The following is a 25511-nucleotide window of genomic DNA, read 5'->3' on the forward strand; positions in this document are numbered from 1 at the left end:
TCCGAGGACTCGTTCACTCCAGTTTCGCCAGGAGGTTGAGGACGAATATCGTCTGGAGCATCTCCGCCGAGCGCCCTCGGTCGAAGACGAGTTCGTCGGTGTCCATCACGTGCGCGAGCACATCGCGCGAGGAGTGGTCCGGGGCGGCGGCGAGTCCGGCGTCGGCGTCGGCGGCCCACCGCATCACTCTGAGGTCGGATTTGCTGTCGCCCATCACCAGAACGAACGGGTCGTCGACGCCGAGCACGTCGAGCGCGGACTCGACGCCCGCGGCCTTGTTCAGTTCGAGCGACCCGACTTCCGCGGCGTCGGCGTGGTAGTACGCCACGTCGATTCGGTCGAACCGGGCGGCGACGGCCTCGGGGACGGCGTCGACCGACAGTTCGGGAGCGGCGTGTTCGGATTCGAGCACCTCGCGGATCTCGTTGTCCGCGTCCCCGTAGTACGCCCGCGCCCACGACGGGCCGCGGTCGGGCTCCCCCAGTTCGCCCTCGTCGGCGTCCAACGAGTTGACGACTGCCTCGCCGACCAAGTCGAGCAGGTAGACGAGCCCCTCGTCGATGACCGCCGCGGCCCGCTTGCTCCCGGTCTCGAAATTCGGCTTGAGCGTGACGTTGAACTCGTTGCCCTGCAGGTGGACCGACCGCCGGAGTTCGTCGTCGGCGTCGGGCAGCACCCGCGAGCGAATCTCGGCGAACACCGACTGAATCTCGGGGTCGAGGTCCTCGTACAGCAACCGCTTGGTGTCGGAACCGTGGCCCGGCGTGAACACGCCGGTTCCGGCCTCGTAGACGATGCTCACGTTGCCGGAGTGGACGAGTTCGTTGCCGAGACCCTGAATCGCGAACCCCTTGACGTTCTCCAGCGTCTGGCCGGTGCAGATGACGATGGGCACGCCGGCGTCGTGGAACTCGGTGAGCATGTGCAGCGTGTCGCGCGGGATCTCGTTGTCGGTGCGCCCCGCCGAGCGAAGCGTCTCGTCGACATCCAACACCAGCGCGTTCACTGCCCGGTCGTACTTCGAGTGAAGGTCGAGGGCCGTAAACGCCTGCTCTCTGCTCGCCCGCGCGGCGACTTCGGCGTACGTCGCACCCATCGCGAACGCCGACCGAATCTCGTCTTTTCGCTCCTCCAGTTCGTCGTTGGCGTCCTGCCAGTGGTCGAGGGCGACCCGGGAGTCGACCGGCGGGAACACGTCGACGAAGTTCTGGTACTCCCGCAGCGTCTTCGTGTCGAACTCGTCGTACAGTCGATACAGCAGGTCGTACCGTTCCATACTCGGAGAGGGTGTGCCGGCGTGATAAGCGCGACGACGAGCGCGCCCCGACGAAACCGTCGTCGCACGGGGAGAGAGTAGTGAACCCTGCGCGTTCGCGTCGCCGATGCGCTCCTAACCGGCGGGTTCGCGGCGGGACACAACGCTGATACTCGCGGTGTGCCAAACGTCGGGCATGCAGAACTGGACCGACAGCATCGTCGGCGAGCGGATGACCGTCGACAGGGAGTTCAACCAGCGGATTCGGGACTCGGCGTTCACGAGCCAGGAGTGGGGACTCGTCATGACCGCTACCGAGTTCGAAATCGAGAACGCCGACGACCCCGAGAACGCGCGCATCGTCGCCAACACCGAGAAAGTCCCGCAGATAATCCCCGAACTGGAGAACGTCCGCTCGCAGATGCAGTCGATGGGCGGCGCGCCCGAGCGGAGCAACCGCGGCGGTGGCGGCATCGTCGACTCGATAAAGGGTGCACTGGGACTCGGGAGCGGCGGCGGCGGTGTCGACCAGGAGAAACTCGAACGCGCCGAGCGGCTCACCCAGGAGTACGCCGACGAGCTACAGTCGCATCTCGAACAGAAGGGAAAGTGGCAGCAGGTCCGCGTCGCCTACCAGGAGTGAGGGGTCCGAACGCGCGAACGGAAGCGGGACGGAGGCCTCAGATCTCGTCGCCGCCGTGGAACAGCGTCAGTTCGCCCGCTTCGTAGATGTTGATGAGTTCGTTGACTATCTCGTCGTACTCCTCGTCCTCCTCGCGGAGGCTGTCGAGTCGGCTGACGGTTTCGTCGTCGAGGTGAATCTCGGGCATGGTCGCATCTTCACGGGCCACGGGTATAAGCATCGGCCCACGGTGAGCGGAACCGAGGGAAAATCGCCTCCGAAACGACGGTGCCGTCGACGGAACTCAGTCCGCTGTCTCGTCGTCCAGCAGCCGTTCGACGTCGCGCTTGGTGCTCGCCCGGAGCGTCCGCGCCGCGAGTTCCCCGGCCGACTCACGGTCCGTCTCGGCGACGTTCGCCTTCACCTCCGGAATCGTGACGGCGCTCATACTCAGTTCGTCGAGACCGAGGCCGACGAGTAGTTCCGTGAGGTCGGGGTCGCCAGCCATCTCGCCGCACATGCCGACCCACGCGTCGGTTCCCTCCGCGCCCTCGACCGTCCGCGCGATGGCGCGAAGCACAGGCGGGTGTTGCGGGTCGTGCAGTTCCGAGACGCGTTCGTTCCCGCGAGAGGCCGCCATCACGTACTGCGTGAGGTCGTTCGTCCCGATGGAGAGAAAGTCCGCTCGGGCGGCGAACTCGTCGGCCATGAACGCCGCCGACGGCGTCTCTATCATCAGGCCGAACTCCGGGGTCTCGCCGTCGATCCCCTCGCTTTCGAGGTCGGCGGCGACCGAGTCGAGCCTCTCGCGCGCTTGCTCGAACTCCTCGACGGTGGCGACCATCGGCACCATCACCGCCAGGTCGCCCGCGCCGTCTGCGGCCGCCCGAAGGAGCGCGCGCAGTTGCGTCTCGAAGAGGTCGGCGTCGACGCCGAGCGAGCGCCGGATGCCGCGCTCGCCGAGGAACGGGTTCTCCTCCTCGGGCAGTTCGAGATACGGGATGGGTTTGTCGCCGCCGACGTCGAGCGTCCGGACGACGACCCGGCCGTCGGGGAAGGCGTCCAGCGCCTCGACGTACGCCTCGTACTGCTCCTCCTCGTCCGGCGACGACTCGCGTTCGAGAAAGAGGAACTCGGTCCGGTAGAGGCCGATACCGTCGGCTCCCTGCTCGACCGCGCCTTCCAGTTCGGCGGGTTGGCCGACGTTCGCCGCCACCTCGACGGATTTGCCGTCGGTCGTCGCCACCGGTTCGCGGCGAACCTCCGCGCGGTCGGTGTCGGCGGCCGCCGCGCGCGTCTCCTCGCTCGGGTCGAGAACCACGTCGCCGGTGTCGCCGTCGACGACGACTTCCGTGCCTTCCTCGACCGCGAACAGGTCGTCGCCGACGCCGACGACGGCGGGTAGCGCGAGCGACCGCGCGAAGATGGCCGCGTGCGACGTTCTCCCTCCCGTAGCGGTGACGAACCCCGAGACGACCTCGGGGTCGAGCTGCGCCGTGTCGCTCGGCGTGAGCCGCTCGGCGAAGACGACGCTCCCCTCGGGCAGCGCCGAGAGGTCGGTCCGCTCGCCGCCGACGAGCAGGCGAAGGAGTCTGTCGCGGATGTCGCGGAGGTCGTCGGCGCGCTCGGCCATCCGGCCTTCCATCCCCTCGAACTGCTCGATGGGGCCGGCGAAGCCCTCGCGGACGGCGTGTTCGGCCGGGAGCCCGCCGTCGAGTTCGTTCCCGACGGCGTCGCCGATCTGGGGGTCGTCGAGAAACTGGAGGTGCGCGTCGAAGATAGCGGCCTCCTCGTCGCCGACCCGCTCGCGGGCGCGTTCGCGCTCGGCCTCCAGTTCGTCGCGGGCGGCGTCTCTGGCCGCCTCGAAGCGCTCGCGCTCGGTCGCCGGGTCGACGGCGTCCGGTTCCGGCGGGTCGTCGAGTTCGAGCGCCTCGCCGGGGCGGTACCAGACGACGGTGCCGACGCCCGACAGCGGCGTCGCGCCGACGCCGGAGAGCGTTCGTTCGCTCACGGGGCGGTCACTCCCCGTCCCCGTCGTTCCCGTCGTCCCCGTCGTCGCCGGCTTCAGGGGTCGACAGTATCTCTTCGAGCGCGTCGAGCGCCGCCTCGGCATCGTCGCCCTCCGCGGCGAGTCGCACCTCGTCGCCGTGGGCCGCGTTGAGGCTCGTCACCGAGAGCATGCTGGCGGCGTTCACCGGTCCGCCGTCGCCGTCGATTTTCTCTATCGTCACCTCGGCGTCGTACTCGTTCGCCGTCTGCACGAACTTCGAGGCCGGACGCGCGTGCAGTCCCGCCTCGGGGACGATGGTGACGGTTCGCTCCATCACGCCGTCGCCTCCTCGCCTGTCGGCCGGGCGTCTCCGCCGCCGGTTCGCTCGTCGGATGTTGGTTCCGCGGACGGGAGCCGCTCGATGTCGTCGATGTGGTCTCGACTCATGCCAGTGTGTACGGCGCGCAGCGAAAGCTACTTTTGGTCGGTCGTGTCGAGAAAGAGACCGGTCGTGACCGTGGACATCTCTGAACCGTTCGGCGCGTGGGTGGTTTGGGGCTGTCCGGCGCGTGGGTGGCTCGGGGCCGTCCGACGAGCGGACCGAACGGGTGGCCTCAGAGCTGTTCGACGACGGCGCTCGTCACGTCCTCGGTGGACGCGTCGCCGCCGAGGTCGGGCGTCCGCGGGCCGTCTTCGAGGACGGACTCGACGGCCGACCGGACGTTCGTCCCGGCCTCGTCGTAGCCCAGGTGTTCGAGCAGCATCGCCGACGAGAACAGCGTCGCCGCCGGGTTGGCGACGCCCTCGCCCGCGATGTCGGGCGCGGTTCCGTGGACCGGTTCGAAGAGCGCGCGCTCGGGGCCGACGTTCGCCGACGGCAGCAGTCCGAGCCCGCCGACGAGTCCGGCCGCGAGGTCCGAGAGCACGTCGCCCGCCAGATTGGGACAGACGACGACGCCGAACTGCGTCGGGTCGAGACAGACCCGCGTCGCGAACGCGTCCATCAGCACCTCGTCAGTGTCGACGCCGCGTTCGTCGGCGACCGAGAGAACGGCCTCGCGGAACCGACCGTCCGTCTCGCGCATCACGTTCGCTTTGTGAGCGACGGTGAAGCCGCTGTCGTCGTACTCGCCCGTAGAGACGAACTCGCAGGCGTACTCGGCGAGTCGCCGCGAGGCGGAGTCGGTGACGACCCGGGTGAGCGTCGAGAGGTCGTCGCTGAGGCGGTCCTCGTGGCCCGCGTAGACGCCCTCGGTGTTCTCTCTGAGGAACACGAGGTCGGTCTCCGGGCGGAGCGCGTCGACGCCGGGGTGCGCCTTCGCCGGGCGGACGTTGACGAACGAGTCGACCGCTCTCCGGAGCGGGAGGATGACGTCCGCGGCCGTCTCGCCCGCCGCGCCGAACAGCGTCGCGTCCGCCGAGGCGACGAGGTCGTACGTCTCCTCGGGCAGCGCCTCGCCGGTCTCCTCCTTCACGCGGTCGCCCGCCTCGGCTTCGACGAACTCGAACTCGCCGACCTCGTCGAGCACGCGGACGGCCGCCGGGACGACCTCCTGACCGATGCCGTCGCCGGGGATGACGACTATCTGCTCAGTCATCCGTCTCCACGTACGGCAGCGAGTCGGCCGTCTCCTGTACGGCGTTCCTGTTCGACTTCATCAACGCGGTGGTGTCCCAGACGCCCTCGACGAGCGCCTTCCGCTGGGCGTCGTCGACGTCGACTGCGACCTCGTTGCCGCCGTAGGTCACCGTCTCCGCTTCGACGTCGACGTCAATGTCGCCGTCGGGGTTCTCGTCGACCCACGCCTGTAGGTCGGCGATGGTCTCGGAGTCGGCGGTGACCGTCGGGATACCGAGCGCGAGACAGTTGCCCGCGAAAATCTCGGCGAACGACTCGCCGACGATGGCGTCGATACCCCAGCGCATCAGCGCCTGCGGGGCGTGCTCGCGGGAGGAGCCACAGCCGAAGTTGGCGTTGACGACGAGGACCGAGGAGTCGCGGAAGCGGTCCTCGTTGAACGGGTGGTCCTTCTCCTCGTCGTCGTCGCCAAACCGCTGGTCGAAGAAGGAGAACTGCCCGAGGCCGTCGAACGTGACGACCTTCATGAAGCGCGCCGGAATTATCTGGTCGGTGTCGATGTCGTTGCCGTGGACGGGGACGCCCGCGCCGGAGACGTGCCGGACGGTGTCGGCCGGTCCGTCCGCTGCATCGGCGCTCATACCGTCGTCACCTCCGAGAGGTTCCGCACGTCGGTAACTCTCCCTTCGAGCGCCGCCGCGGCGACCATCTGCGGGTTCATCAGAACCGTCCGGCCGTCTTTGCTTCCCTGCCGGCCGATGAAGTTCCGGTTCGACGAGGACGCGCAGGCTTCGTCGCCCTCCAGTTGGTCCTCGTTCATACCGAGACACATCGAGCAACCGGCGTTGCGCCAGTCGAAGCCGGCCTCGCGGAACACGTCGGCGAGTCCCTCCTCCTCGGCTCGTTCTTGGACGCGCTGACTGCCGGGGACGACCATCGCGCGGACGTCGGGGTGGACCTGCCGCCCCTCGACGATTTTCGCCGCGCGGCGCAGGTCGGGCAGGCGGGCGTTCGTACACGACCCGAGGAAGGCGACGTCAATCTCGTAGCCCTCCATCGTGTCGCCGGGTTCGACGCCCATGTGCTCCTGCGACATTCTCGCGGTCTCCCGCTTCTCCTCGGGTAGCTCTTCGGGCGCGGGAATCGGCTGGGTGACGCCGACGCCCTGACCGGGCGTGGTGCCCCACGTGACGACCGGTTCGAGTTCGTCGCCGTCGACGACGACCACGTCGTCGTACTCGGCGTCGTCGTCGGAACGAATCGACTCCCAGTACGGCTTCAGTCGCTCGAACTTCTCGGGGTCGTCGGCGAACTCGTCGGTCGCTTCGAGCCACTCGTAGGTGGTCTCGTCGGGGTTGACGTAGCCCGCGCGCGCGCCGCCCTCGATGGACATGTTGCAGATGCTCATCCGGCCCTCCATGTCGAGGCTCTCGACGGCCTCGCCCGCGTACTCGTAGACGTAGCCGACGCCGCCGTCGGTGCCGAGGCGGCGGATGACTTCGAGGATGACGTCCTTGGCCTCGACGCCCTCGGAGAGTTCGCCGGTGACCTCTATCTTCCGCACCTTCTGCTTCTCCATCGCCACGCAGCCGGTGGCGAGCACGTCTCGAATCTGGCTGGTGCCGATGCCGAACGCCAATGCTCCAAAGGCGCCGTGCGTCGAGGTGTGGGAGTCGCCGCAGACGATGGTCTTGCCGGGCTGAGTGATGCCCTGTTCCGGGCCGATGACGTGGACGATACCCTGGTCGCCGCTCGTCGGGTCGGAGAAGTCGATGCCCGCCTCGCGGACGTTCTCCTCCAGTTCCGCCATCATCTCCTCGGCGGCGGCGTCGCCGTAGGGGCGCGACTGGTCCGCCGTGGGGACGATGTGGTCGACCGTCGCGTGGGTCAGTTCGGGGTAGGCGACCTCCATGTCGCGCTCGCGCAGCATGCCAAACGCCTGCGGACTCGTCACCTCGTGGATGAGGTGGAGGCCGACGAACAGTTGGGTCTGGCCGGTCGGTAGTTCGGCGACGGCGTGGTGGTCCCACACCTTGTCGTACAGCGTGCCCTCACTCATCTACCGGTTCACCCTCGCTCCGTCGCGCGTCGCGTACGGTCTGTCGCTCGTTGCCGCCGCGCGCCCACACCTCCGAGACGTCCTCGCCGTGTCGGGGCGTGTGGTCCACGTCGCGCATCGTCTCGCCCCGTCGACCCGTTCGGTCTTTCGCACCGCCGTCGGCCATCGCCGGTCCGCGCTGGAACACCGCGCCGAACGTCTCGCGCGTGGTCGGATGCGTGTGGCTCACGTCGGCCATCGTCCGTTTCTCGGTCGTGCTCTGGTTTCGTCCGCTTCGTCGGTTTCGTTCGCTCATGCTCTCACTCGCGATTTCTCGTCTTCGTCCTCGTCCGTCGTCTCGCTCTGTTCCTCCTCCGCCCACGCGAACAGGCCGCGCAGTTCCTCGCCGACGGCCTCGATGTCGTGGTTCTTCTCGGACTCGCGCAGTTGCTCGTAGCTCGGGCGGCCGGCCTGGTTCTCGACGATCCACTCGCGGGCGAACGTCCCGTTCTGGACCTGTTCGAGCACCTCCTCCATCCGCTCGCGGGCGTGGTCGTCGACGACGACGTCGCCGCGGGTGAGACCGCCGAACTCGGCGGTGTCGGAGACCGAGTCCCACATCCCGCCGAGCCCGTCCTCGTACATCAGGTCGACGATGAGTTTGAGCTCGTTGAGGCACTCGAAGTACGCCATCTCGGGGCTGTAGCCCGCGTCGACGAGCGTCTCGTAACCCGTCTTCACCAGCGAGGTGACGCCGCCGCACAGCACCGCCTGCTCGCCGAACAGGTCGGTCTCGGTCTCCTCGCGGAACGTCGTCTCGACGACGCCCGCGCGAGTGCAGCCGATAGCCTTCGCGTACGCCAGCGCCTCGCCTTTCGCGTCGCCGGTCGTGTCCTGGTAGATGGCGACGAGACCGGGCGTGCCCTGGTCGGCCTGGTAGTTGCGGCGGACGAGGTGGCCCGGCGACTTCGGCGCGACCATCGTCACGTCGATGTCCTCGGAGGGCTGAATCTGGTTGTAGTGGATGTTGAACCCGTGGGCGAACTGCAGCGTGTCGCCGGGTTCGAGTTCGTCCTCGATGGCCTCGTACACCGACGGCTGGACCGTGTCGGGTACCAGTACGGAGACGACGTCGGCGGCGGCGGCCGCCTCCACGGGCGTCGCTACCTCCAGGCCGTCGTCTCTCGCAGCGGCGCGGGAGGCCGAGTCCTCGCGCAGCCCGACGACCACGTCGACCCCGCTGTCGGCGAGGTTCTGCGCGTGGGCGTGGCCCTGGCTGCCGTAGCCGAGTACGGCGACCGTCTTGCCGTCGAGGTACGTTGCGTCTGCGTCGTCGTCGTAGTAGATCGTCGCGTCGAGTTCGTCTGTCATGGTTGGTGTGTCAGTTGGTTTTCGTCGTCGTCGTCGTCGGTTTCGTCGCGATACGTCGAGTCTTTCGGCTCGGTGGAGTGCCCCGGCTCCTCGCCGGGCGTCGTCGGCGTGTCGCCGCGGGCGAGCGCCGTCTGTCCCGTCCGCGCGATCTCGATGATGCCGAACTGTCGGAACGCGTCGACGGCGTCGTCTATCTTCTGCTGGTCGCCCGTGATCTGGACCGTGATGGTGCGCGGGCCGGCGTCGAGCGTCTGGCCCTCGTACATCTGGGTGATGGCGTGGACCTTGTCGGGTTCGTCGCCCCGAACTTTCAGCAGGACCAGTTCGGCGCGCACGGCGTCGTCGTCGAGTTCGCCGACCTGGATGACGGGTTTGAGCTTCGCCAGCTGCTTTTTGACCTGGTCGATGCCGGCGTCGGTCTCCTCGACCACGAGCGTGATTCGCGCGTGGCCGTCGACGGTCGTCTTCCCGACGGTGAGGCTCTCGATGTTGAACTGCCGCCGGGAGAACAGTCCCGAGACGCGCGAGAGCACGCCCGGTTCGTGTTCGACCAGAGCCGAGACGACCGCCGTCCGGTGTCGCGGCTTCGCCTCCGCCTCCGGGTCGATTCGGACGCCGTGGGTGTTGCGTCGGCCCTCCGGGTGGGGACGCTCGTCTGGAGCGGGACCGGGCATGCCGGGTCCGTCGAGTTCGTATCCGCTCTCGGTTTCGAACTCCGGAGCGTCCGTCGAGTCCTCGCCGCTCATAGCTGGTCCTCCGAGAGCGCGAACTTGCCGTTTGCACCGCCGCTGGCGACCATCGGGTAGACGTTCTCCGCCGGGTCGACGCGGAAGTCGACGACCGACGGCCCGTCGTAGGCGAGCGCGTTCTCGATGGCGTCGGCGGCCTCGTCGTAGTTCTCGGCGCTGAAACCGCGCGCGCCGAACGCCTCGGCGAGTTTGGCGAAGTCCGGACACCAGTCGTACTCGGCGGCCATCCGGCGGCCCTCGAAGAACGCGTCCTGCCACTGGCGGACCATCCCGATGTACTCGTTGTTCAGGACGGCGACGGTGATGTCGAGTTCCTCGCGGACGGCCACGGAGAGTTCCTGAATCGTCATCAGGAAGGAGCCGTCGCCGTCGACGCAGACCACGTCCCGGTCGGGTGCGGCGAGTTTCGCGCCGATGGCCGCGGGCAGCCCGTAGCCCATCGTGCCGAGGCCGTGCGAGGAGACCCACGTGCGCGGGTTCGTGAACGTCCAGAACTGCGCGGCCCACATCTGGTGCTGGCCGACGCCGGTGGTGACGATGGTGTCGTCGGACGTCGCCTCGTCCAACGCCTCGACGACGAACTGCGGTTTCAGCGGCTCGTCCTCGGGGGTTTTGTACGCCAGCGGATACTCCTCTTTCCACGTCTGGCACTGCTGTCGCCACTCGCGGGCGTCGGGCGCTTGGCCGACTTCCCCGGCCAGTTGGTCGAGGACGGCCTTCGCGTCGCCGACGACCGGGTAGTCCGCGTGGACGTTCTTCGAGATTTCGGCCTCGTCGACGTCGACGTGGACGACCTCGGCCTCGGGGGCGAAGGTGTCGACGCCGCCGGTGAGGCGGTCGTCGAACCGGCAGCCGACGGCGACGAGCAGGTCGCAGTGGGTGACCGCCATGTTCGCGTAGCCGGTGCCGTGCATCCCCGCCCACGACAGGCAGAGCTCGTGGTCCTCCGGCATCGAGCCGATGGCGGGCATCGTCGTCACCACGGGAATCCCGTTGTCGACGGCGAACGCCCGAGCCTCCTCGGTGGCGTTGGCCTTGACGACGCCGCCGCCGAACAGGAGGAGCGGTTTCTCCGCGCGCTCGATGGCGGCGGCGGCCGCTTCGACCGATTCGGCGTCGGCCTCCGTCGGGGGCGTCGTCGTCTCCGGCGGCCTGGCCGGACCGGGTTCGCGGTCGGTCTCGGCCATCGTCGTGTCCTTCGGCAGGTCGACCAGCGTCGGCCCCGGTCGCCCCTCCGCGGCGAGCGCGAACGCTTCGCCCACCGTGTCGCCGACGGTGTCGGCGTCGCTGGCGAAGTAGTTGTGTTTCGTGATGGGCGCGGTGACGCCGGTGGTGTCGGTCTCCTGGAACGCGTCGGAGCCGACCATCGTCGACGGCACCTGTCCCGTCAGCGCGAGCATCGCGTCGGAATCCATGTCGGCGTCGGCGATGCCGGTGACGAGGTTCGTCGCGCCCGGCCCCGAGGTTGCGAGGCAGACGCCCGGTTCACCTCGAACGACGCCGTAGGCGTCGGCGGCGTGCGCCGCGCCCTGCTCGTGCGCCATCGTCACGTGGTGGATGTCCGAGTCGTACAGCGCGTCGTAGATGGGCATTATCGCGCCGCCCTGCACGCCGAAGGCGGTTTCGACGCCCGCGTTCTCGAGCGCGCGGACGGCCGACGACGCGCCGGTCGTGATCGGCGTCTGCGTCGTCTCGGCCGTCCGGTCGTCCTCGGTTCTCTCGTCGGTGGCGGGGGTGGTCTGTTGTTCGCTCATGCTGTCCCTCCTCTCTGGTCTGCGTCGTGTGTGGTTGGTCGGTGCGGTCGCATCGGTGGTGTGCGTGTGGCTTGGTGTCGCGGAGCGCGCGAACCGGTCGCGCGGCTCGCTCTCGAAAACGGTGCGAAACGGAGTCGGAAGAAGGGGTGGTGAGGGGCTAGGCGGCCCCTACAATAATGAGCGAACCGAGGACAGCCTCGCCGCGCAGCGACGGCTCGGGAGCCGTCGCGGACGTGCGGCGCGTCACTGACTGTCGCATCTCGTTCGCTCCGTATCACCGGTGGGTAAAAACCCTTTCGCGCCGTGCAAACGTTGCCCGAACGGGTCGCGTTCGCACGGGACGGGAGTTCCTCGGTGGGTCGCCCGCGGGGCGGTGCTCCGGCCCCGCGGAACGAATCGTAAACGCGACTGCTCGCCGGGTGGTACACCCGCGGCTCTTCGGAGCCTGCGACGCCGCGCCGGGACATCAGGCCCGGACCTCCTCCGGTTTCTCGACACCCGCGTCGTGAGCGAACTGTTCGAGGACGCTCACCGTGACGCGCCCGCCGTCCGCGCCGTAGTCTTTGACGCGACGGGTGACCTGTCTGACCTCGGCGTCCGTCGGCGAGTAGCCCGCGTCCTCCAGCCGTTTCCGGACCGAGTGCGCGCCGGTGTGTTTACCCAGCACGAACTCGCGTTTCGCGCCGACCATCTCCGGCGTCATCACGCCGGGTTCGAAGGTGTCGGCGTTCTCGATGACGCCCGCCGCGTGGATGCCGCTCTCGTGCGAGAAGGCGTTCCGGCCGACGACCGGTTTGTTCGCGGGGACCGGGATGTCCGACTTCTCCTCGACGATGCGGGAGAGTTCGGTGATTCGCGTCGTGTCGACGCCGGTGTCGACGCCGTAGACGCTCTCGGCGGCCATGACGACCTCTTCGAAGGCGGCGTTGCCGGCGCGCTCGCCGATGCCGTTGACGGACACCTGCGCCTGCGCCGCGCCCGCCTCGAACCCCGCCATCGCGTTGGCGGCGGCGAGCCCGAAGTCGTCGTGGGTGTGGACGTCGATGCGCGCGTCGGTGTGCTCCGTGATGGACCCGATGAGGTCGCCGAAGCGCGTCGGCGTCGCGACCCCGCACGTGTCGGGGACGTTTATCCAGTCGACGTCCGCCTCGGTGACGGCCTCGATTATCTCGTAGAGGAACGCCTCGTCGGTCCGCGTGGCGTCCATCGGCGAGAACATCACGTCGACGCCCGCCTCCTTCACTCGTTCGACCGATGCGACCGCTCGCTCGACCGCCTCCTCGCGGGAGGCGTGCATCGAGTCCTGTAGCTGTACGTCACTGGTGCTGACGAACACGTGTACCATGTCGACACCGGCGTCCAGCGCGGCTTCCACGTCGCCGTCGACGACGCGGGCCAAGCCGCAGGTGGTCGTCTCCGTCGCGGCCGCGGTGTCGCGGACCGCCTCGAACTCCGCGTCGGAGTTGACGGGGAAGCCAGCCTCGACGACGTGGGTGCCCATCGCGTCGAGGATCGACGCGATCTCTCGCTTGTCGTCGTAGCTGAACGAGGTGCGCGGCGACTGCTCGCCGTCGCGCAGGGTGGTGTCGAACAGTCGTACCGTCTCGATTTCAGATTCGCAGTTCAGTGTGCCGTCGAAGAACTCGACCCGCCGGGGTAGCCGACGTGTCCTCCGTGTCGTTGTGAGACATCGTGTGCCGTGCTCGGGGTGACCACACATATAAAAGTTTCTCTCAGACAGATTCGTGGCGAAATCAGGACGACATCAACGTTCGTGAACGACCGGCGAATCGCACGACTAAAACGTCCTTTCATACGACCCCATTCCTTATATCCGATAATATTGTCGGAGGTCGACAGCCCGCGCCGACTGGACAAAATTGCCACCAAACGGTGGCGATTCACCGTGCTACCGAGTCGCGCGCGGATTGTCACGTGAGGTGACGAAAACTGGACATCCGTCCGTAACGGAGCGCCGCAGAACGGGACAGGTGACCGATCGGTCACAACGAGTCGGGTCCGAACGCGCTCGGGGAGACGGGCGAGCCGAGAGAACGGCGAGGTTCGAGACCCGCCGAGAAGGCGAGGATTTTTGATACCCTCGCGCAAGTGCCGCGTATGAGCGATTTCGACCTCGACCTCCGAACTGCGGAATCCCACATCGAGAACGCCGAGATTCGCGGCGACGTCGTTCTCGGCGTGCTCGACGGGTCGACGGACCCGTCCGAGTGGGTCCGAAACGTCAAGGAAGGAAACGTGTTGGTGCTGTCGGTGCACGGCGACCTGAACAAACTCGCCGCCGGGTTCGCCCGCGAGGTCAAGGACATGGGCGGACAGCTGATGCACTTCCGGAAGTTCCTCGTCGTCACCCCGCCGGGCGTCGACATCGACACCGACCGACTTCGGTAACGAGCGCCGGGTCGAGTCGCGCGCGGCTCACTCGAAGCGTCGCGTCTCCACACCGCATTCCGCACACGAGAGGACGTACACCGTCCGACCGTCGTCTTCGACCTGCTCGTACGACCGGTCGGTCTCCTCGGCGCAGGCCGGACACTCCTCCTCGATAATCGCACTGTCGGCGTCTTTCGGCGCGCCGACGGCGACGAACCGACAGGGTTGCTCGCCCGCGGCGACGGCGCGGTTCGGCGCGTTCCGGGGGACGAAGAAGGCCTCGTCGGCCTCGACCAGGAAGTCGCCCTCGGGCGTCTCGACCCGGAGTTCGCCCGAGAGCACGTAGAACAGTTCCTCGTGGTCGGGATGGCGGTGGTAGCCCCACGGCACCTGCTCGCCGGGGTCGGCCGTGAACACGTTGAACCCGAACTCGCTCGCGCCGACCGCCTCGTCTAGCTCTCTCTTCTCGCGCGTCGGGTTCGGCGTGTTCGGCACCGACTCGACGGACACCTTGCGGTACTCGGGCATGGGTCGGCGTTCGCACTTCTCACCTTTACGTCCGCGGACCGCGGCAGAACTGTTACTCGCTCTCTGCGCCGACGAACGTCAGCACGTGCCCGTCCGGGTCGCGCAGTCGCCGCTCGTCACCGCCGCTACCGGTCGGTAGCGACTCGCAGGCGAACGCCGAGAACGTCTCGGCGGCCGCGTCGGGGTCGTCGACGGCGAGACCCAGTTCGACGTGGACGCCGCCGCGGGCGTCCGCGAGTCCCAACTGCGGCTCCCACAGTTCGAGGTCGAACGGACGGTACGACGAGCGCTCCCGGGCCTCGCCGGGTCCCCGAAGGCGGACGCGCCGTCGGTCGTCGCCGCGGTCGACCACCTCGAAGCCGAGTTCGCCGTACCGTCGCTCCGCGGCGTCGAGGTCGGTCACTTCGAGAACGACCTCGAAGATGCCCGTGAGCGAGAGTGAGGCGTCGTCGTCGGCACCGTCAACGCGGTCTGTCCTCGATTCGTCGTCGGTGCCGCCGATTTCGACGCAGTGGTCATCGGGGTCGTCGACGTACAGCGACCGGTAGGAGCCGAACTGTACCTCCTCAGGGGCCAGATTCGAGAGGTGGTCGAGCCATCGGTCGTACTCGTCGCCGGGCGCGGAGAACGCGTAGTGAATGTGGAGACCGCCGCGCGGGACGCCCGTCGGGCGTCGAATCCGGAGGTCGACGGGGCCGACGGGGTAGACGAGAACGTCGTCGCCGTCGCTCGCGGCGTCGAGACCGAGGCGGTCACCGTAGAACGACCGCGCTCGGTCGAGATACTTCACTTCGAGGCCGAGGTGTGCGAGACCGACCAGCATGTGGGGTCGTACGCCCGTGACCGGCAAGAGCGCATCGGCGAGGAGGTAGCGAAAGAGCGCGTCGGCGACGGCGAAAGGAGACTACGCGTCGCCCTCGGGGCGGAGTTCGTCGACGAGATACGTGAACAGCGCGTCGCGGAGTTCGTCGGGCGCGCTGTCTTCGTCGAGCGTCACCCAGCGGACCCGCGCGCCCTGTAGCGCCGAGAGGACGAGCGTCGCGACCGCGTCGGGGTCGACTTCGCGGAACGTTCCCTGTTCGACGCCGTCGGCGACGATGTCGACGAACAGTTCGTGGATCGCGGCGTCGTTGGTCGCCAGTTGCTCGCGGAACGCCTTGTTGTAGGGCGCTTGCGCGCGGAGTTCGAGAAGCGTCGTCTGAAACGCCTTGTGCGCCTCGCGGTCCGGACCGAAGAGGAGCATGTCGACGAGCGTCGTCAAGCGGTCCAGCGGATCCGACTCCTCGTCGAGCGCGAGCCGCTCGTCGAGCTGCGCGAGCATGTAGTCGAGGAGCGCGACGAGCAGTTCGTCTTTGGTGTCGTAGTGATAGTGCAGCAGCGATTTGCTCTTGTCGAACTCGTCGGCGATTTTCTGCATCGTCAGCCCCGCGTACCCGTGTCTGGTCAGAGCGCGGAACGTCGCCTCCATGATGGCGTCGCGCGTCGGCTGGTTCGCCGTTTCCTCGGTGTCACCCATCAGTCGGTTTGACTCGTCGAACGCGTCGCTTATATCTTCTGTCTCCGTGCCCCGCGTCCGTCGGTCAGCCGTCTCCGTGCCTCGCGTCCGTCGGTCAGCCGTCGGCGTCGGTGCGGGAGTCGACGCGCTCCGCGCACCACGGGCAGAACTCCATCTCCTCTTCGACGGCTTTGCCGCAGTTCGGACAGTTCCACGTGGCTTCGGCGTCGGACGGCCCGTCGTCACCCTCGCCCGCGGCGGCCGCGTCCTCGGCGCGGAGTGTGCGGAGGCCGACGAGAACGGCGTCGAGTGCGCTCGCTACGATGACGAACGAGACGAGCAGCAGTTCTTCGAGAACGACCGGTGAACTCGGGGCCTGGTCGGCGACGAACGGCGGCCCCTGCGAGACCGTCGAGTCGAGAAACGCGACCGTCTCCGGAGAGAAGAACAGTTCTCCGACGAGGATGACGAGCGCCATCCACGCGATAGCGCGTCGCCACCGCCGCAGGTACAGGTGGCCGAGTCCGGCGATGAACATCCCGAGTGCGCCGGCGATGAACGGCTTCAGCCGTCGGAGACTGACCATAGTCGGGAGAAATCGACAGTCAAACTTGAACGTTCTGTTCGGCAGAACGGATAGTTCGAACCGGCCGGAGGGGACTCGACCCCTCGGGACGAGACCACGCGGAACGAAACCATGCGGGACGAAACCACGCGGGACGAGACCGTGCGGAACCGGGCGAACGAAGTCGGGGGAGCGAAGTCGGGCGAACGAAGCCGAACGACGCGCCGCGGTGCGGCCGGAGCGTCATTTATCCGTCTTCCGCCCTAATCTGCGTCCATGCCGATGAAAGGCGGCCGCGAGGAACTCCGCGAGATAGACCGGTGGGACCACGGCGTCGGATGGATGGCCCACCCCGGCGAGGAGATGCAGCGCGCGAGTCACGCGCTGGAGCTCGACGGCGGCGTGTGGGTCGTCGACCCCGTCGACACCGACGGCGTCGACGAACTGCTCGCCGAGTTCGGCGACGTCGCCGGCGTCGTCGTCGGCCTCGACCGGCACAAACGCGACGCCGCGGCGCTGGCCCGTCGACACGGCGTTCCCGTGTACGTCCCCGACTGGATGAGCGGAGTCGCGAAGAAACTGAACGCCGAGGTCGAGCGGTTCGGCCGCGAACTCGGCGACACGGGCGTCCGCGCGCTCACCGTCCGCGACTCGTCTGTGCCGCCGTGGCAGGAGGTCGGCCTCTACGACGAGTCGACCGGGACGCTCGTCGTCCCCGAGGCGCTCGGGACGGCGCCGTACTTCCTCGCCGAAGGCGAACGCCTCGGCGTCCACCCGATGCTTCGGCTGTTCCCGCCGACGCGCGCGCTCTCGGGTCTCGACCCCGAGCGGGTTCTCGTCGGCCACGGCGAGGGTGTTCACGAGAGCGCGAGCGAGGCGCTCGCCGACGCGCTGGAGAACTCGCGGAGGCGGACGCCGTCGCTGTACGGGAAGACGCTCAAGACGATGGTCTCCGGGTGACGGAGCGACCGAACACCCCCTCGCACCGAGTCAACGAGGTTATATCACCGCACCCGGAACGGCCGCGCGTGGTCTACGCAACCCGCGGACTGGTCGACGTGCTCTTCGGCCTCGCCGAGGACGCCGAACCGGAGCGAGCGAACGTCGTGCTGGCGACGACGCCCGCGGGCGAGTTCGAGACGGAGCTCGGATTGGACCCCGAGACGCCCGTGCTGACCCACTTTTACCTCCCGGACGCCGGGCGGTCGGTCAACGCCATCTTCGGCGTCGACCTCGCGACGCCCGCCGGACGGGGGCGTGCTCGCTTCGTCAGCCACCCGCAGGGAAAACTCGAAGTGACGAAGCGCGACGACCTCGCGGGCGTCGTCCTCGTCGCCGTCCCGCCGTGGGAAGACCGCTCGCTCGGGGCGTTCGACCGGGCCGGGGCGCGACTGGAACTGTCGATTCTCGACGCCGAACCGCCGCAGGAATCGTTCGCTTGAGTCGGGCGACCGGCGCGACGCCGGCGGGGCGGCGGTCGGGTCTCCGGCCGCGACGCTACTTCAGGTAGCCGAGGTCGGTCAACTGATCGGCGATCTCTTCGAACTCGGCTTCGGTGAGCTGTCCCTGCCGCTGATGTTGGATGACGATGCTCCGGAGCAGGAACCGGACGAGGTCGCTCGTACTGGAGAAACTCGTCCCCTCGATGGTGTCGTCGACGCGTTCGGCGAGTTCCTTCGGGATGGAGACGGTCGTGTACTCCGTCATACACGCCTTCAGGGACGGGGGTCGGATAAAGACGCTGGCTGCCGTTGGGGTTTTGTCCTTCGAGTCCCAACAGCGCGCCATGGCAGCGCGGCCCCCACAGCGCGATAGCTCCGAACCCGACCAGATCGAGTTCGGCATCGCCGCTCTCGACGCGCGACTGTCGGACGCCGGGGTACAGTTCCCCGCGACGAGCGACGAACTCGTCGCGGCGATCGACGAAACCGAGATTCCCTGCGACGCGTCGGGGAACACGCTGCGCCTCTCGGAGGCGCTGGACCGAGTCCACCAAGACCGGTTCGAGAACAAGACCGAGTTGCTCGACAAACTCCACCCGGTGTTCGAAGAGGAGCGCGCGGCCGTCGGAAAGAGCGTCTTCGGTCGCCTCCGCGCGCTGATTCCGTTCTGAATCGGTCGCGCACCGCTCGGCCGACCTTCGCGGCGGCGTTATCGCTTCTGTCTCGGTTTCCGTTTCGGAGCCGAGGCGTCCGTTCGCTCGTCGAGTTCCTCGATTTTTCGGAGCTGCTCGCGGTGGAACGTGAGAATCATGTCCGCCAGTACGCCGAAGATGAGCAGTTGGACGCCGAAGAGGATACCCGCGGCCGCGCTGACGGCGATGACCTCGTGCGAGACGCGGGGCGGGACGAACCACTCGTAGGCGACGTAGAGCGTCAACAGCAGTCCCGTCAACGTCGAGAGAACCCCGACGCTGCCGAAGTAGAACAGCGGGTTGTTCGTCTTCGCGCGGCGGTACAGTTCGAGGAAGATGATGCTGCCGTCGCGGAACGGGCGGAGGTTCGTGTCCGACCCGTCCGGACGGGGGTGGTAGGTGACCGGGACGACGGCCGTCGGAACGTTCCGCTTCGCGCACTCGACGGACATCTCGGTCTCGATACCGAACCCGTCGGAGGTGAGGTCGAGTCGCTCGAACGACTCGCGGGTGAACGCGCGGTAGCCGCTGAGGATGTCCGCGAAGTTCTCGCCGTGGATGTACGCGAACGCCCGGTTGACGATGCGGTTGCCGAGTTTGTTCAGCCCCGTCATCGCTCCGGGACGCATGTCGGCGAAGCGGTTGCCGACGACGTGTTCGTAGCCGTCGTCGAGCGGTTCGAGCATCGCCGCGGCGTCGTTCGGCGGGTTCGTTCCGTCGCCGTCGGCCATCAGCACGTACGGCGCGTCGATGTACTCCATCGCCTCGCGGATGGCCTGTCCCTTCCCGGTCCCGGACTGGGTCTCGACGCGTGCGCCGTGCTGTCGGGCGATGTCGCGCGTGCCGTCCGTGGAGCGGCCGTCGATGACGAGGACGTCGGAGAAGCCCTGCTCGCGGTAGCCGTCGACGACTTCGCCGATAGTCTCGGCCTCGTCGTACGTGGGGAGGAGCACACAGACGTCGGCGCGGTCCATTGGCGTGACCTGTGTGAGGGTCGCATAAAAACGCTTCCTCCTGCTCTGAGAAGGGGTCGAAAGCCCACATCGCGGGGGTTTTTGTCACCCGGCCGGATACCGGCAGACATGAAGCGTCTCGCCCGGCTCGCCGGACTGCTGTTCTTCCTGGCCGGCCTGCCGTACGCGCTGTTCCTGTTGCTTTTAGGGTTGGTGCGACCCGAGGGCTCACCCGCCGAGAAACGCCCGCAAGAGCCGACAGTCAGCGTCGTGCTCCCGACGTACAACGAGGAGCGCATCGTCGAGAACAAGCTCGAAGACATCCTCGCGCTCGACTACCCGATGGAGAAAGTCGAAGTGGTCGTCGTCGACTCCAGCGACGACGCGACGCCCGACCTCGTCGAGGCGTTCTTCGCCGAGCGCGACGCGCCGACGCTGACGCTCCTGCGCGAGGACGAACGACGCGGACTCGCCATCGCGCTCAACGAGGCGTACGCGGCGGCCTCGAACGAGGTCGTCGTCAAGACCGACTGCGACTCCAAAATCGCGCCCGACGCGCTCCGCGAGGCGGTGGCGAACCTCGCCGACCCCGCGGTGCAGGGCGTCACCGGCCGCAACGTCGACGTGCTCGGCGGCAGCGAAGTCGAGGAGGGGTACCGCGACGTTCAGGCGCGGATTCAGACGCTCGAGTCGCACCTCGACTCGACGCTCATCTTCCACGGGCCGTTCTCGGCGTTCGAGCGCGACGCCATCGTCCCCATCGACGAGGACTCCATCGCCGACGACACCGAACTGGCGATGAAGATTCGGAAGAACGGCGGCCGCGTCGTCTTCGACCCGGCCATCCAGTATATGGAGGCGTCGCACTCGGCGTTCCGCAAGCGACGAAAGCAGAAGGACCGCCGCGCGATGGGCTTGGTTCGCCTGCTCTCTCGCAACCGCGACGCGCTGTTTCGCCACGGACTGTACGGCTGGGTCGTCCTCCCGTTCAACTGGTGTTTCATGGTGCTGTCGCCGTGGGCCATCGCCGCGGGCATCGTCGCGTTCACGCTCGCGCTGGCGGCGTTCGGCGGCCCGCTCGCGCTCGCGGTTCCGGTGCTCCTCCTGGCGGTCGTCGCGCTCGGGTCGACGGAACGGCTCGGACCCGCACAGTCGGCGTACGCCCTGTTCGACACGCAGATATCGCTGTGGTGGGCGAGCGTCCGACTCCTCCAGGGCGAGGGCGGCCCCATCTGGGAGGTCGACGCCGAACTGCGCGAGCAGTACGAGTAGCGCCCCGCACTCCGATGAAGATTCTTCAAGTCACCCACCGTTATCCGCCCCGCGCGGGCGGCGTCGAGACGCACGTCCAGCGAGTGAGCGAGGGACTCGTCGCACGCGGCCACCGAGTCACCGTCGTCACCGCCGACGCCGGGTCCGACGTATCGCGACGCGAGCGTCGAAACGGCGTGCGAATCCGGCGGTGCCGGGGCGTCGCTCCCGGCGGCGCGTTCCACTTCGCGCCGGGCGTGGCGCGGGTCGTCGCCGACGCGGCCGCGGACGCCGACCTCGTTCACGCGCACAACTACCACTCGTTTCCGCTCGCGCTGGCTGCACTCGGCGCTAAGTCGCGGCCGTTCGTCGCCACGCCGCACTACCACGGTTCCAGCGCGGACGGCCTCCGCGACCGACTGCTCGGACTCTACCGGCCGGTTGGGAGAGAAGCGCTCCGCCGCGCCGACGCCGTCGTCGCGGTCAGCGAGTGGGAACGAGAGAGGTTGAGACGGGATTTCGGTGTCGACGCGGCGGTGATTCCGAACGGCCTCGACGTGGACAGATTCGAGAACGCGACGCCGCTCGCCCGCGAGCGCCCACGGCCGTACCTGCTCGCGGTCGGCCGACTCGTCGAATACAAGGGCGTCCAGCACGCGATTCGGGCGCTCACCGCGCTCCCCGAGTACGACCTGCTCGTCGCCGGGAGCGGGCCGTATCGTCCGGAGCTGGAGACGCTCGCGCGCGACGTCGGCGTCGCCGACCGCGTCGAGTTTCTGGGCTACGTCGACGACGACGACCTGCCGAACCTCTACGCGGGCGCCGCGGCGCATCTCGCGCTGTCGACGCACGAGGCGTACGGGATGACCGTCGCCGAGTCGCTCGCCGCCGGAACGCCCGCGCTCGTCAGGGAGGCGGGCGCGCTGGTCGACTGGGCTGGGCGGCCCGACTGTCTGGGAATCTCGCGCGTCGACCCCGAGACAGTGGCCGACGCTGTCCGGCGGGTGGTCGAACTCGACGCCCCTGCGACGCTGCTGCCGACGTGGACCGAGGTGGTCGACGCGCTCGAATCGAAGTACCGTGCGCTTTTGTCCTCCGACGCGGAGGGTCGGCCATGAACGTCCTCCTCGTCACCGTCGACTCGCTGCGGGCCGACCGGGTGAACGACCGGGTGATGCCCTTCGCTCGGTCGTTCGCCGACGGCGCGCTGGAGTTCACCGACTGCGTCGCCAACGGGCCGTCGACGCCCGCGTCGTTCCCGGCGATTCACGCCAGTCGACACTTCGCCAGCATCGAAGGGCTGGGTATCCCCGAAGCGGGGGGAGACGACCGAGCCGAGAGCGTCGTCACGCTCGCCGAGCAGTTCCGAAAAAACGGCTACGCGACGGCGGGCTTCACGGACAACCACTTCGCCAGCGGCAGTTACCACTACGACCGCGGCTTCGATCTGATGCACGACGCCAGCGGGTCGGCGGAGGCGGGAAAGCTCAAGCAGTTCGTCCAGTCGAACCTCGACAAAGACGGTCCGCTCTTTCGCAGCATCGAGCGCGTCTACAACCGCGTCGACGCCGCGATGGCGACCGCTTCCAGCGGCGACGCCAGCGAGTACGAGCGCGCCGAGTCACTGAACCGGCGGTTCCTCGACTGGGTCGACACCGTGCCCGAGGAGCAACCGTGGTTCGCGTGGCTGCACTACATGGACGTCCACCACCCCTACGAGGCCCCCGAGGAGTACCAGCGGCGGTTCCTCGACTCCCCCCGCAGCGTCGCCGACTGTCGCCGGCTCTCGCGGAAGGGGACCCACCACCCCGAGGAGATGACCGACGCCGAGTGGGAGACGATTCGCCGCCTCTACGACGCCGAATGCGCCTACACCGACGACCAGTTCGAGGCGCTCGTCGGCGCGCTGGAGGAGCGAGGAGTCCGCGAGGAGACCGCGGTCTGTCTCACCGCCGACCACGGCGAACTCGTCGGCGAACACGACCACGCCGGTCACCCGCCGGAGTTCTGGGAGGGCGTCGTCCGCGTGCCGTTCGTCCTCGACGGGGTCGGCGGCGACGAAACAGGAAAACAGACCGTCGACGGGCAGATTCGGCTGCTCGACACCGCGCCGACGCTCGCCGAGGCGGTCGGCGTCGACGCTCCGGCGGCGTGGCAGGGCGAGTCGGCGCTCGAACTCGCCCGCGGCGAGGTCGACGCCCGCGAGTACGCCTTCGGCGACGTGGGACGACAGGTCGACTACGGCCGGTGTTACGCCCGGCGCGCCGACGGCTGGAAACTGCTCCGCCACGCCGACGACGGCGAGTTCTTCTTCCAGATTCGGGAGACGCCCGAGGAGCGCCCGGAGGACGACCGCCGGGAGTTGAACCCGGCAGAGTACGAGGCGCTGAGCGAGGCGTTAGACGAGCACCGAGAACAGATGCGGCGCCTCCGCGGCGGCGACGTCGCCGTCGACGAGGACGACGAGATGGTCGAGAAACACCTGCGGGATTTGGGGTACATGGAATGACGTTCGGTGACTGGGTCTCCGACACGAGGAATCGAGTCCGAGACGACGGCGTCGCCGGCCTCCGAGAGAGCGGCTACGAACTGTATCTCGGCGGCCTCCGCCGCGTCAACGAGTTCTACCCCGAGGGAACGAACGTGTACGACCGGGAGTGGGACGCACTGATTCTCCTCGACGCCTGTCGCGTCGACCTGATGCGCGAAGTCGCCGACGAGTATCCGTTCCTGAATCGTCCCGGTGAACTCGTGTCGGTCGGCAGTTCCTCTATCGACTGGATGGAGCGGACGTTCACTGACCAGCGAAGAGACGAGATGCGCCGGACAGCGTACGTCACCGGCAACCCGTTCAGTCACCGCGTGCTCTCGGAGAGCGACCTGGTGCGCCTCGACGACGTGTGGCGCTACGCGTGGGACGACGACGCCGGGACGATTCCGGCGCGACCCATCACCGACCGCGCCATCGCGGCGGGCCGAGAGACGGACGCCGACCGCCTCGTCGTCCACTACATGCAACCGCACTTCCCGTCGGTGCCGGACCCCCTCGGCGGCGGGATGAACAGCGAGACGCTCGGCGAGGGTGCCGGGTGGGACTCGCCGTGGGACCGACTGCGGCGCGGCGAACTCACCGAAGAACGGGTGTGGGAGAGCTACCGCGAGAACCTCCGGTACGTGCTCGACGACGTTTCCCTCCTGCTCGAAAATCTCGACGCCGAGCGGGTCGTCATCAGCGCCGACCACGGCAACGCGAAGGGCGAGTGGGGCGTCTACGGCCACCCGAAAGTACCCATTCCGTCGGTTCGGCGGGTGCCGTGGTACGAGACGGCCGCCGAGGACGAGGGGACGCACGACCCCGAAACGGAGCGAAACGTCGAGCGCGGTGATATCGAGGAGAAACTGGGCGCGCTGGGATATCTCTGAGCGTCTAAGACGTTTTCAGTCGATGTAGCCGAGGTTCGTCAGCCGCTCCTGCACGTCGCTCATGCTGCCGTCGTCCTTCTCTCCAGTGACGGTGACGCCCTTTCGCTCTCGGAGGTGCGTCCGAAGAACGGCTTCGAGTTCCTCGGGGTGGTCGCCCCAGCGGTCCTCGCGCTCCAGCGGGTCGTTGGGTCGGAAGAAGGCGTGCCAGCCGGTGTCGGGGTGGTGAAGCACTTTCCACTCCTCGCCGACGGCGGCCGCACGGGCGTCGCCTTCCCCGGCAAGGTTCTCGACGACGACCGACTCTCTCATTTCGCGTTCGTCGCCGAGCAACGACGGTCGGTCGGCGAGGCGTTCGTCGCTCCCGGCGATGTCGAGGATGGTGCTCCCGAGGTCCAACAGCGTGTGCGGACCCTCGATTCTCCCCGTCTCGCCGACGTTTCGCATCACCAGCGGGACGCGGGTGAGCGTGTCGTACATCCGCTGGGAGGAGTGGCCGTACTCGCCGTGCTCGCCGAGTTCGTCGCCGTGGTCGCTGTGGACGACGAGCGCCGCGTCGTCGTTCCCTGTCTCTTCGAGGAGGCCGTCCAACTTCCGGAGGAACGCGTCGGCGTGGCGAATCTCGTTGTCGTAGGCGTTGACGATGGTCGGACGACGGTCGCCGGTCCGCTCGGGGTACCGTCGCATGACGTAGTTCCACGCGTGTGCGCCGCGGAACCCCGGTTGCTCCCACTCGCGGTACTCCGGCGGCGCACACCACGGGTGGTGCGTGTCGACGAGCAAGACCCAGAGAAACCACGGTTCGGGCGCTTCGCGGACGAACTGCTCCACATCGTCCCACATCCGCTCCCACTCGACGTACGACGGCGTCTTCAGCGCGATGTTGCGGCCGTGGATGACCGCGCCGGCGACGCCGAGGCGGCGCAGCGTCGGCAGCAGTCGCTCTTTCTTTACTCGATTCCACCACTTCGCCGAGTCGGAGTCGCCGTCGGACTCGGTGACGACGTTGTCCTTGTACACGTCCCACCCGCGGTCCCAGCCGTAAAAGCGGCTCATGAGCGCGTTCGAGTGGACCGCACCGGTGTGGTAGCCGGCCTCGGAGAGCGCCTCCGAGAGCAGGCGGCGGTCGGCGTTGGCCGCCTTCCAGTCCGCGGGTTCGATGGACTGTTGGGTCGCGTCGGCGTGCGCACCCGTGAACGCGCCGGTGAAACTCGTGATGGTACCGACGCCCGGTACCTGCGCGTCCTCGAAGACGAGGCCGTCGGCGGCGACGCTCGTCAGATACGGGGCGGTCTCGCGCTCGTAACCGTGCGTCGAGAGGTGGTCGGCGCGGACGCTGTCCCACGAGACGAGGAGGGTGTTCGGGCGGTCGGACATACCCGAGAGTCGTCGGCGTCTCGTTTGTATTTTGTGAGT

General features: G+C 68.0%; 28 protein-coding genes. 9 read left to right on the plus strand and 19 right to left on the minus strand.

Annotated features, from left to right (window positions below; genetic code table 11):
* Positions 1–13: 13 nt before the first annotated feature.
* The gene (locus tag FCF25_RS14390) at positions 14–1276 is read right to left on the minus strand and encodes an HAD family hydrolase (RefSeq protein WP_137049174.1); all 1263 of its coding nucleotides are present in this window, start codon (positions 1274–1276) and stop codon (positions 14–16) included.
* A 175-nt stretch (positions 1277–1451) separates the two neighbouring features.
* Between FCF25_RS14390 and FCF25_RS14395 the strand changes: the two genes are divergently transcribed.
* Positions 1452–1898, plus strand: a complete 447-nt coding sequence (locus FCF25_RS14395; RefSeq protein ID WP_117591171.1) for a DUF5799 family protein — start codon at positions 1452–1454, stop codon at positions 1896–1898.
* Between the two features lie 37 nt (positions 1899–1935).
* Here the strand turns inward: FCF25_RS14395 and FCF25_RS15735 are convergent, their stop codons facing one another.
* The 11 genes from FCF25_RS15735 to FCF25_RS14445 form a co-directional block, all read right to left on the minus strand.
* Positions 1936–2085 (minus strand): hypothetical protein, encoded by a 150-nt coding sequence (locus FCF25_RS15735; protein ID WP_168191266.1) that lies wholly within the window; start codon positions 2083–2085, stop codon positions 1936–1938.
* A 96-nt stretch (positions 2086–2181) separates the two neighbouring features.
* Entirely contained in the window at positions 2182–3888 is a 1707-nt protein-coding gene (ptsP, locus tag FCF25_RS14400; RefSeq protein ID WP_137049175.1) for a phosphoenolpyruvate--protein phosphotransferase, read from the minus strand.
* Positions 3889–3895: 7 nt separating this feature from the next.
* Positions 3896–4201, minus strand: coding sequence for a phosphocarrier protein HPr (gene ptsH1, locus FCF25_RS14405; RefSeq protein ID WP_117591169.1), 306 nt, complete (start codon positions 4199–4201; stop codon positions 3896–3898).
* 280 nt (positions 4202–4481) lie between these two features.
* Positions 4482–5465, minus strand: a complete 984-nt coding sequence (leuB, locus tag FCF25_RS14410; protein WP_137049176.1) for a 3-isopropylmalate dehydrogenase — start codon at positions 5463–5465, stop codon at positions 4482–4484.
* Positions 5458–6087: a 3-isopropylmalate dehydratase small subunit gene (leuD, locus tag FCF25_RS14415; protein WP_137049177.1), complete on the minus strand. Its 630-nt coding sequence runs from the start codon at positions 6085–6087 to the stop codon at positions 5458–5460. The genes leuB and leuD overlap by 8 nt, the downstream gene beginning before the upstream one ends.
* On the minus strand, positions 6084–7505 hold the full coding sequence (gene leuC / locus FCF25_RS14420; protein WP_137049178.1) for a 3-isopropylmalate dehydratase large subunit: 1422 nt from the start codon (positions 7503–7505) through the stop codon (positions 6084–6086). Before leuC ends, leuD begins: the two co-directional genes overlap by 4 nt.
* Entirely contained in the window at positions 7498–7800 is a 303-nt protein-coding gene (locus tag FCF25_RS14425) for a hypothetical protein (protein WP_137049179.1), read from the minus strand. The genes leuC and FCF25_RS14425 overlap by 8 nt, the downstream gene beginning before the upstream one ends.
* Positions 7797–8855 (minus strand): ketol-acid reductoisomerase, encoded by a 1059-nt coding sequence (gene ilvC, locus FCF25_RS14430; protein ID WP_137049180.1) that lies wholly within the window; start codon positions 8853–8855, stop codon positions 7797–7799. Before ilvC ends, FCF25_RS14425 begins: the two co-directional genes overlap by 4 nt.
* Positions 8852–9601, minus strand: coding sequence for an acetolactate synthase small subunit (gene ilvN / locus FCF25_RS14435; protein ID WP_137049181.1), 750 nt, complete (start codon positions 9599–9601; stop codon positions 8852–8854). Before ilvN ends, ilvC begins: the two co-directional genes overlap by 4 nt.
* Positions 9598–11358, minus strand: coding sequence for a biosynthetic-type acetolactate synthase large subunit (gene ilvB / locus FCF25_RS14440; RefSeq protein WP_137049182.1), 1761 nt, complete (start codon positions 11356–11358; stop codon positions 9598–9600). The genes ilvN and ilvB overlap by 4 nt, the downstream gene beginning before the upstream one ends.
* Before the next feature lie 466 nt (positions 11359–11824).
* Positions 11825–13078, minus strand: coding sequence for a LeuA family protein (locus FCF25_RS14445; protein ID WP_137049183.1), 1254 nt, complete (start codon positions 13076–13078; stop codon positions 11825–11827).
* A gap of 398 nt (positions 13079–13476) precedes the next feature.
* Between FCF25_RS14445 and FCF25_RS14450 the strand changes: the two genes are divergently transcribed.
* Positions 13477–13767 (plus strand): DUF5779 family protein, encoded by a 291-nt coding sequence (locus FCF25_RS14450; RefSeq protein ID WP_117591160.1) that lies wholly within the window; start codon positions 13477–13479, stop codon positions 13765–13767.
* 27 nt (positions 13768–13794) lie between these two features.
* Here the strand turns inward: FCF25_RS14450 and FCF25_RS14455 are convergent, their stop codons facing one another.
* From FCF25_RS14455 to FCF25_RS14470, 4 genes are all read right to left on the minus strand, one after another.
* Positions 13795–14277, minus strand: a complete 483-nt coding sequence (locus FCF25_RS14455) for a cupin domain-containing protein (protein ID WP_137049184.1) — start codon at positions 14275–14277, stop codon at positions 13795–13797.
* A gap of 52 nt (positions 14278–14329) precedes the next feature.
* Positions 14330–15100: a VOC family protein gene (locus FCF25_RS14460; protein ID WP_137049185.1), complete on the minus strand. Its 771-nt coding sequence runs from the start codon at positions 15098–15100 to the stop codon at positions 14330–14332.
* A gap of 81 nt (positions 15101–15181) precedes the next feature.
* Complete coding sequence (locus FCF25_RS14465; RefSeq protein WP_137049186.1) at positions 15182–15793, minus strand: TetR/AcrR family transcriptional regulator; 612 nt, start codon at positions 15791–15793, stop codon at positions 15182–15184.
* A 94-nt stretch (positions 15794–15887) separates the two neighbouring features.
* A complete protein-coding gene (locus tag FCF25_RS14470) occupies positions 15888–16358 on the minus strand; it encodes a zinc ribbon domain-containing protein (protein ID WP_137049187.1) in 471 nt (156 codons plus the stop codon).
* Positions 16359–16613: 255 nt separating this feature from the next.
* Between FCF25_RS14470 and FCF25_RS14475 the strand changes: the two genes are divergently transcribed.
* Together FCF25_RS14475 and FCF25_RS14480 are read left to right on the plus strand one after the other, a co-directional pair.
* A complete protein-coding gene (locus FCF25_RS14475) occupies positions 16614–17297 on the plus strand; it encodes a hypothetical protein (RefSeq protein WP_174786386.1) in 684 nt (227 codons plus the stop codon).
* Positions 17294–17779 carry a hypothetical protein gene (locus FCF25_RS14480; RefSeq protein ID WP_394338677.1) on the plus strand — a complete coding sequence of 162 codons (486 nt, stop codon included), beginning with the start codon at positions 17294–17296 and terminating at the stop codon, positions 17777–17779. Before FCF25_RS14475 ends, FCF25_RS14480 begins: the two co-directional genes overlap by 4 nt.
* 55 nt (positions 17780–17834) lie before the next feature.
* Here FCF25_RS14480 and FCF25_RS14485 read toward each other — a convergent pair whose 3' ends face one another.
* On the minus strand, positions 17835–18044 hold the full coding sequence (locus FCF25_RS14485; protein ID WP_058581891.1) for a ribbon-helix-helix domain-containing protein: 210 nt from the start codon (positions 18042–18044) through the stop codon (positions 17835–17837).
* Between the two features lie 79 nt (positions 18045–18123).
* On the opposite strand from FCF25_RS14485, the gene FCF25_RS14490 reads away from it, so the two are divergent.
* Entirely contained in the window at positions 18124–18450 is a 327-nt protein-coding gene (locus FCF25_RS14490) for a hypothetical protein (RefSeq protein ID WP_117591155.1), read from the plus strand.
* Positions 18451–18488: 38 nt separating this feature from the next.
* Here the strand turns inward: FCF25_RS14490 and aglJ are convergent, their stop codons facing one another.
* The gene (gene aglJ / locus FCF25_RS14495) at positions 18489–19445 is read right to left on the minus strand and encodes an S-layer glycoprotein N-glycosyltransferase AglJ (RefSeq protein WP_117591154.1); all 957 of its coding nucleotides are present in this window, start codon (positions 19443–19445) and stop codon (positions 18489–18491) included.
* Positions 19446–19553: 108 nt separating this feature from the next.
* Here aglJ and FCF25_RS14500 point away from each other — a divergent pair, with 108 nt between their 5' ends.
* The 4 genes from FCF25_RS14500 to FCF25_RS14515 are packed head-to-tail and all read left to right on the plus strand — an operon-like array spanning position 19554 to position 24098.
* The gene (locus FCF25_RS14500) at positions 19554–20696 is read left to right on the plus strand and encodes a glycosyltransferase (RefSeq protein ID WP_137049188.1); all 1143 of its coding nucleotides are present in this window, start codon (positions 19554–19556) and stop codon (positions 20694–20696) included.
* 14 nt (positions 20697–20710) lie between these two features.
* Entirely contained in the window at positions 20711–21793 is a 1083-nt protein-coding gene (locus FCF25_RS14505; RefSeq protein ID WP_137049189.1) for a glycosyltransferase family 4 protein, read from the plus strand.
* Entirely contained in the window at positions 21790–23184 is a 1395-nt protein-coding gene (locus tag FCF25_RS14510; RefSeq protein WP_137049190.1) for a sulfatase-like hydrolase/transferase, read from the plus strand. The genes FCF25_RS14505 and FCF25_RS14510 overlap by 4 nt, the downstream gene beginning before the upstream one ends.
* A complete protein-coding gene (locus FCF25_RS14515; RefSeq protein WP_137049191.1) occupies positions 23181–24098 on the plus strand; it encodes a hypothetical protein in 918 nt (305 codons plus the stop codon). Before FCF25_RS14510 ends, FCF25_RS14515 begins: the two co-directional genes overlap by 4 nt.
* Before the next feature lie 15 nt (positions 24099–24113).
* Here the strand turns inward: FCF25_RS14515 and FCF25_RS14520 are convergent, their stop codons facing one another.
* On the minus strand, positions 24114–25472 hold the full coding sequence (locus FCF25_RS14520; protein ID WP_137049192.1) for a sulfatase-like hydrolase/transferase: 1359 nt from the start codon (positions 25470–25472) through the stop codon (positions 24114–24116).
* Between the last annotated feature and the right edge of the window lie 39 nt (positions 25473–25511).

Source organism: Haloprofundus sp. MHR1, assembly GCF_005155585.1.
Lineage (GTDB): Archaea > Halobacteriota > Halobacteria > Halobacteriales > Haloferacaceae > Haloprofundus > Haloprofundus halophilus.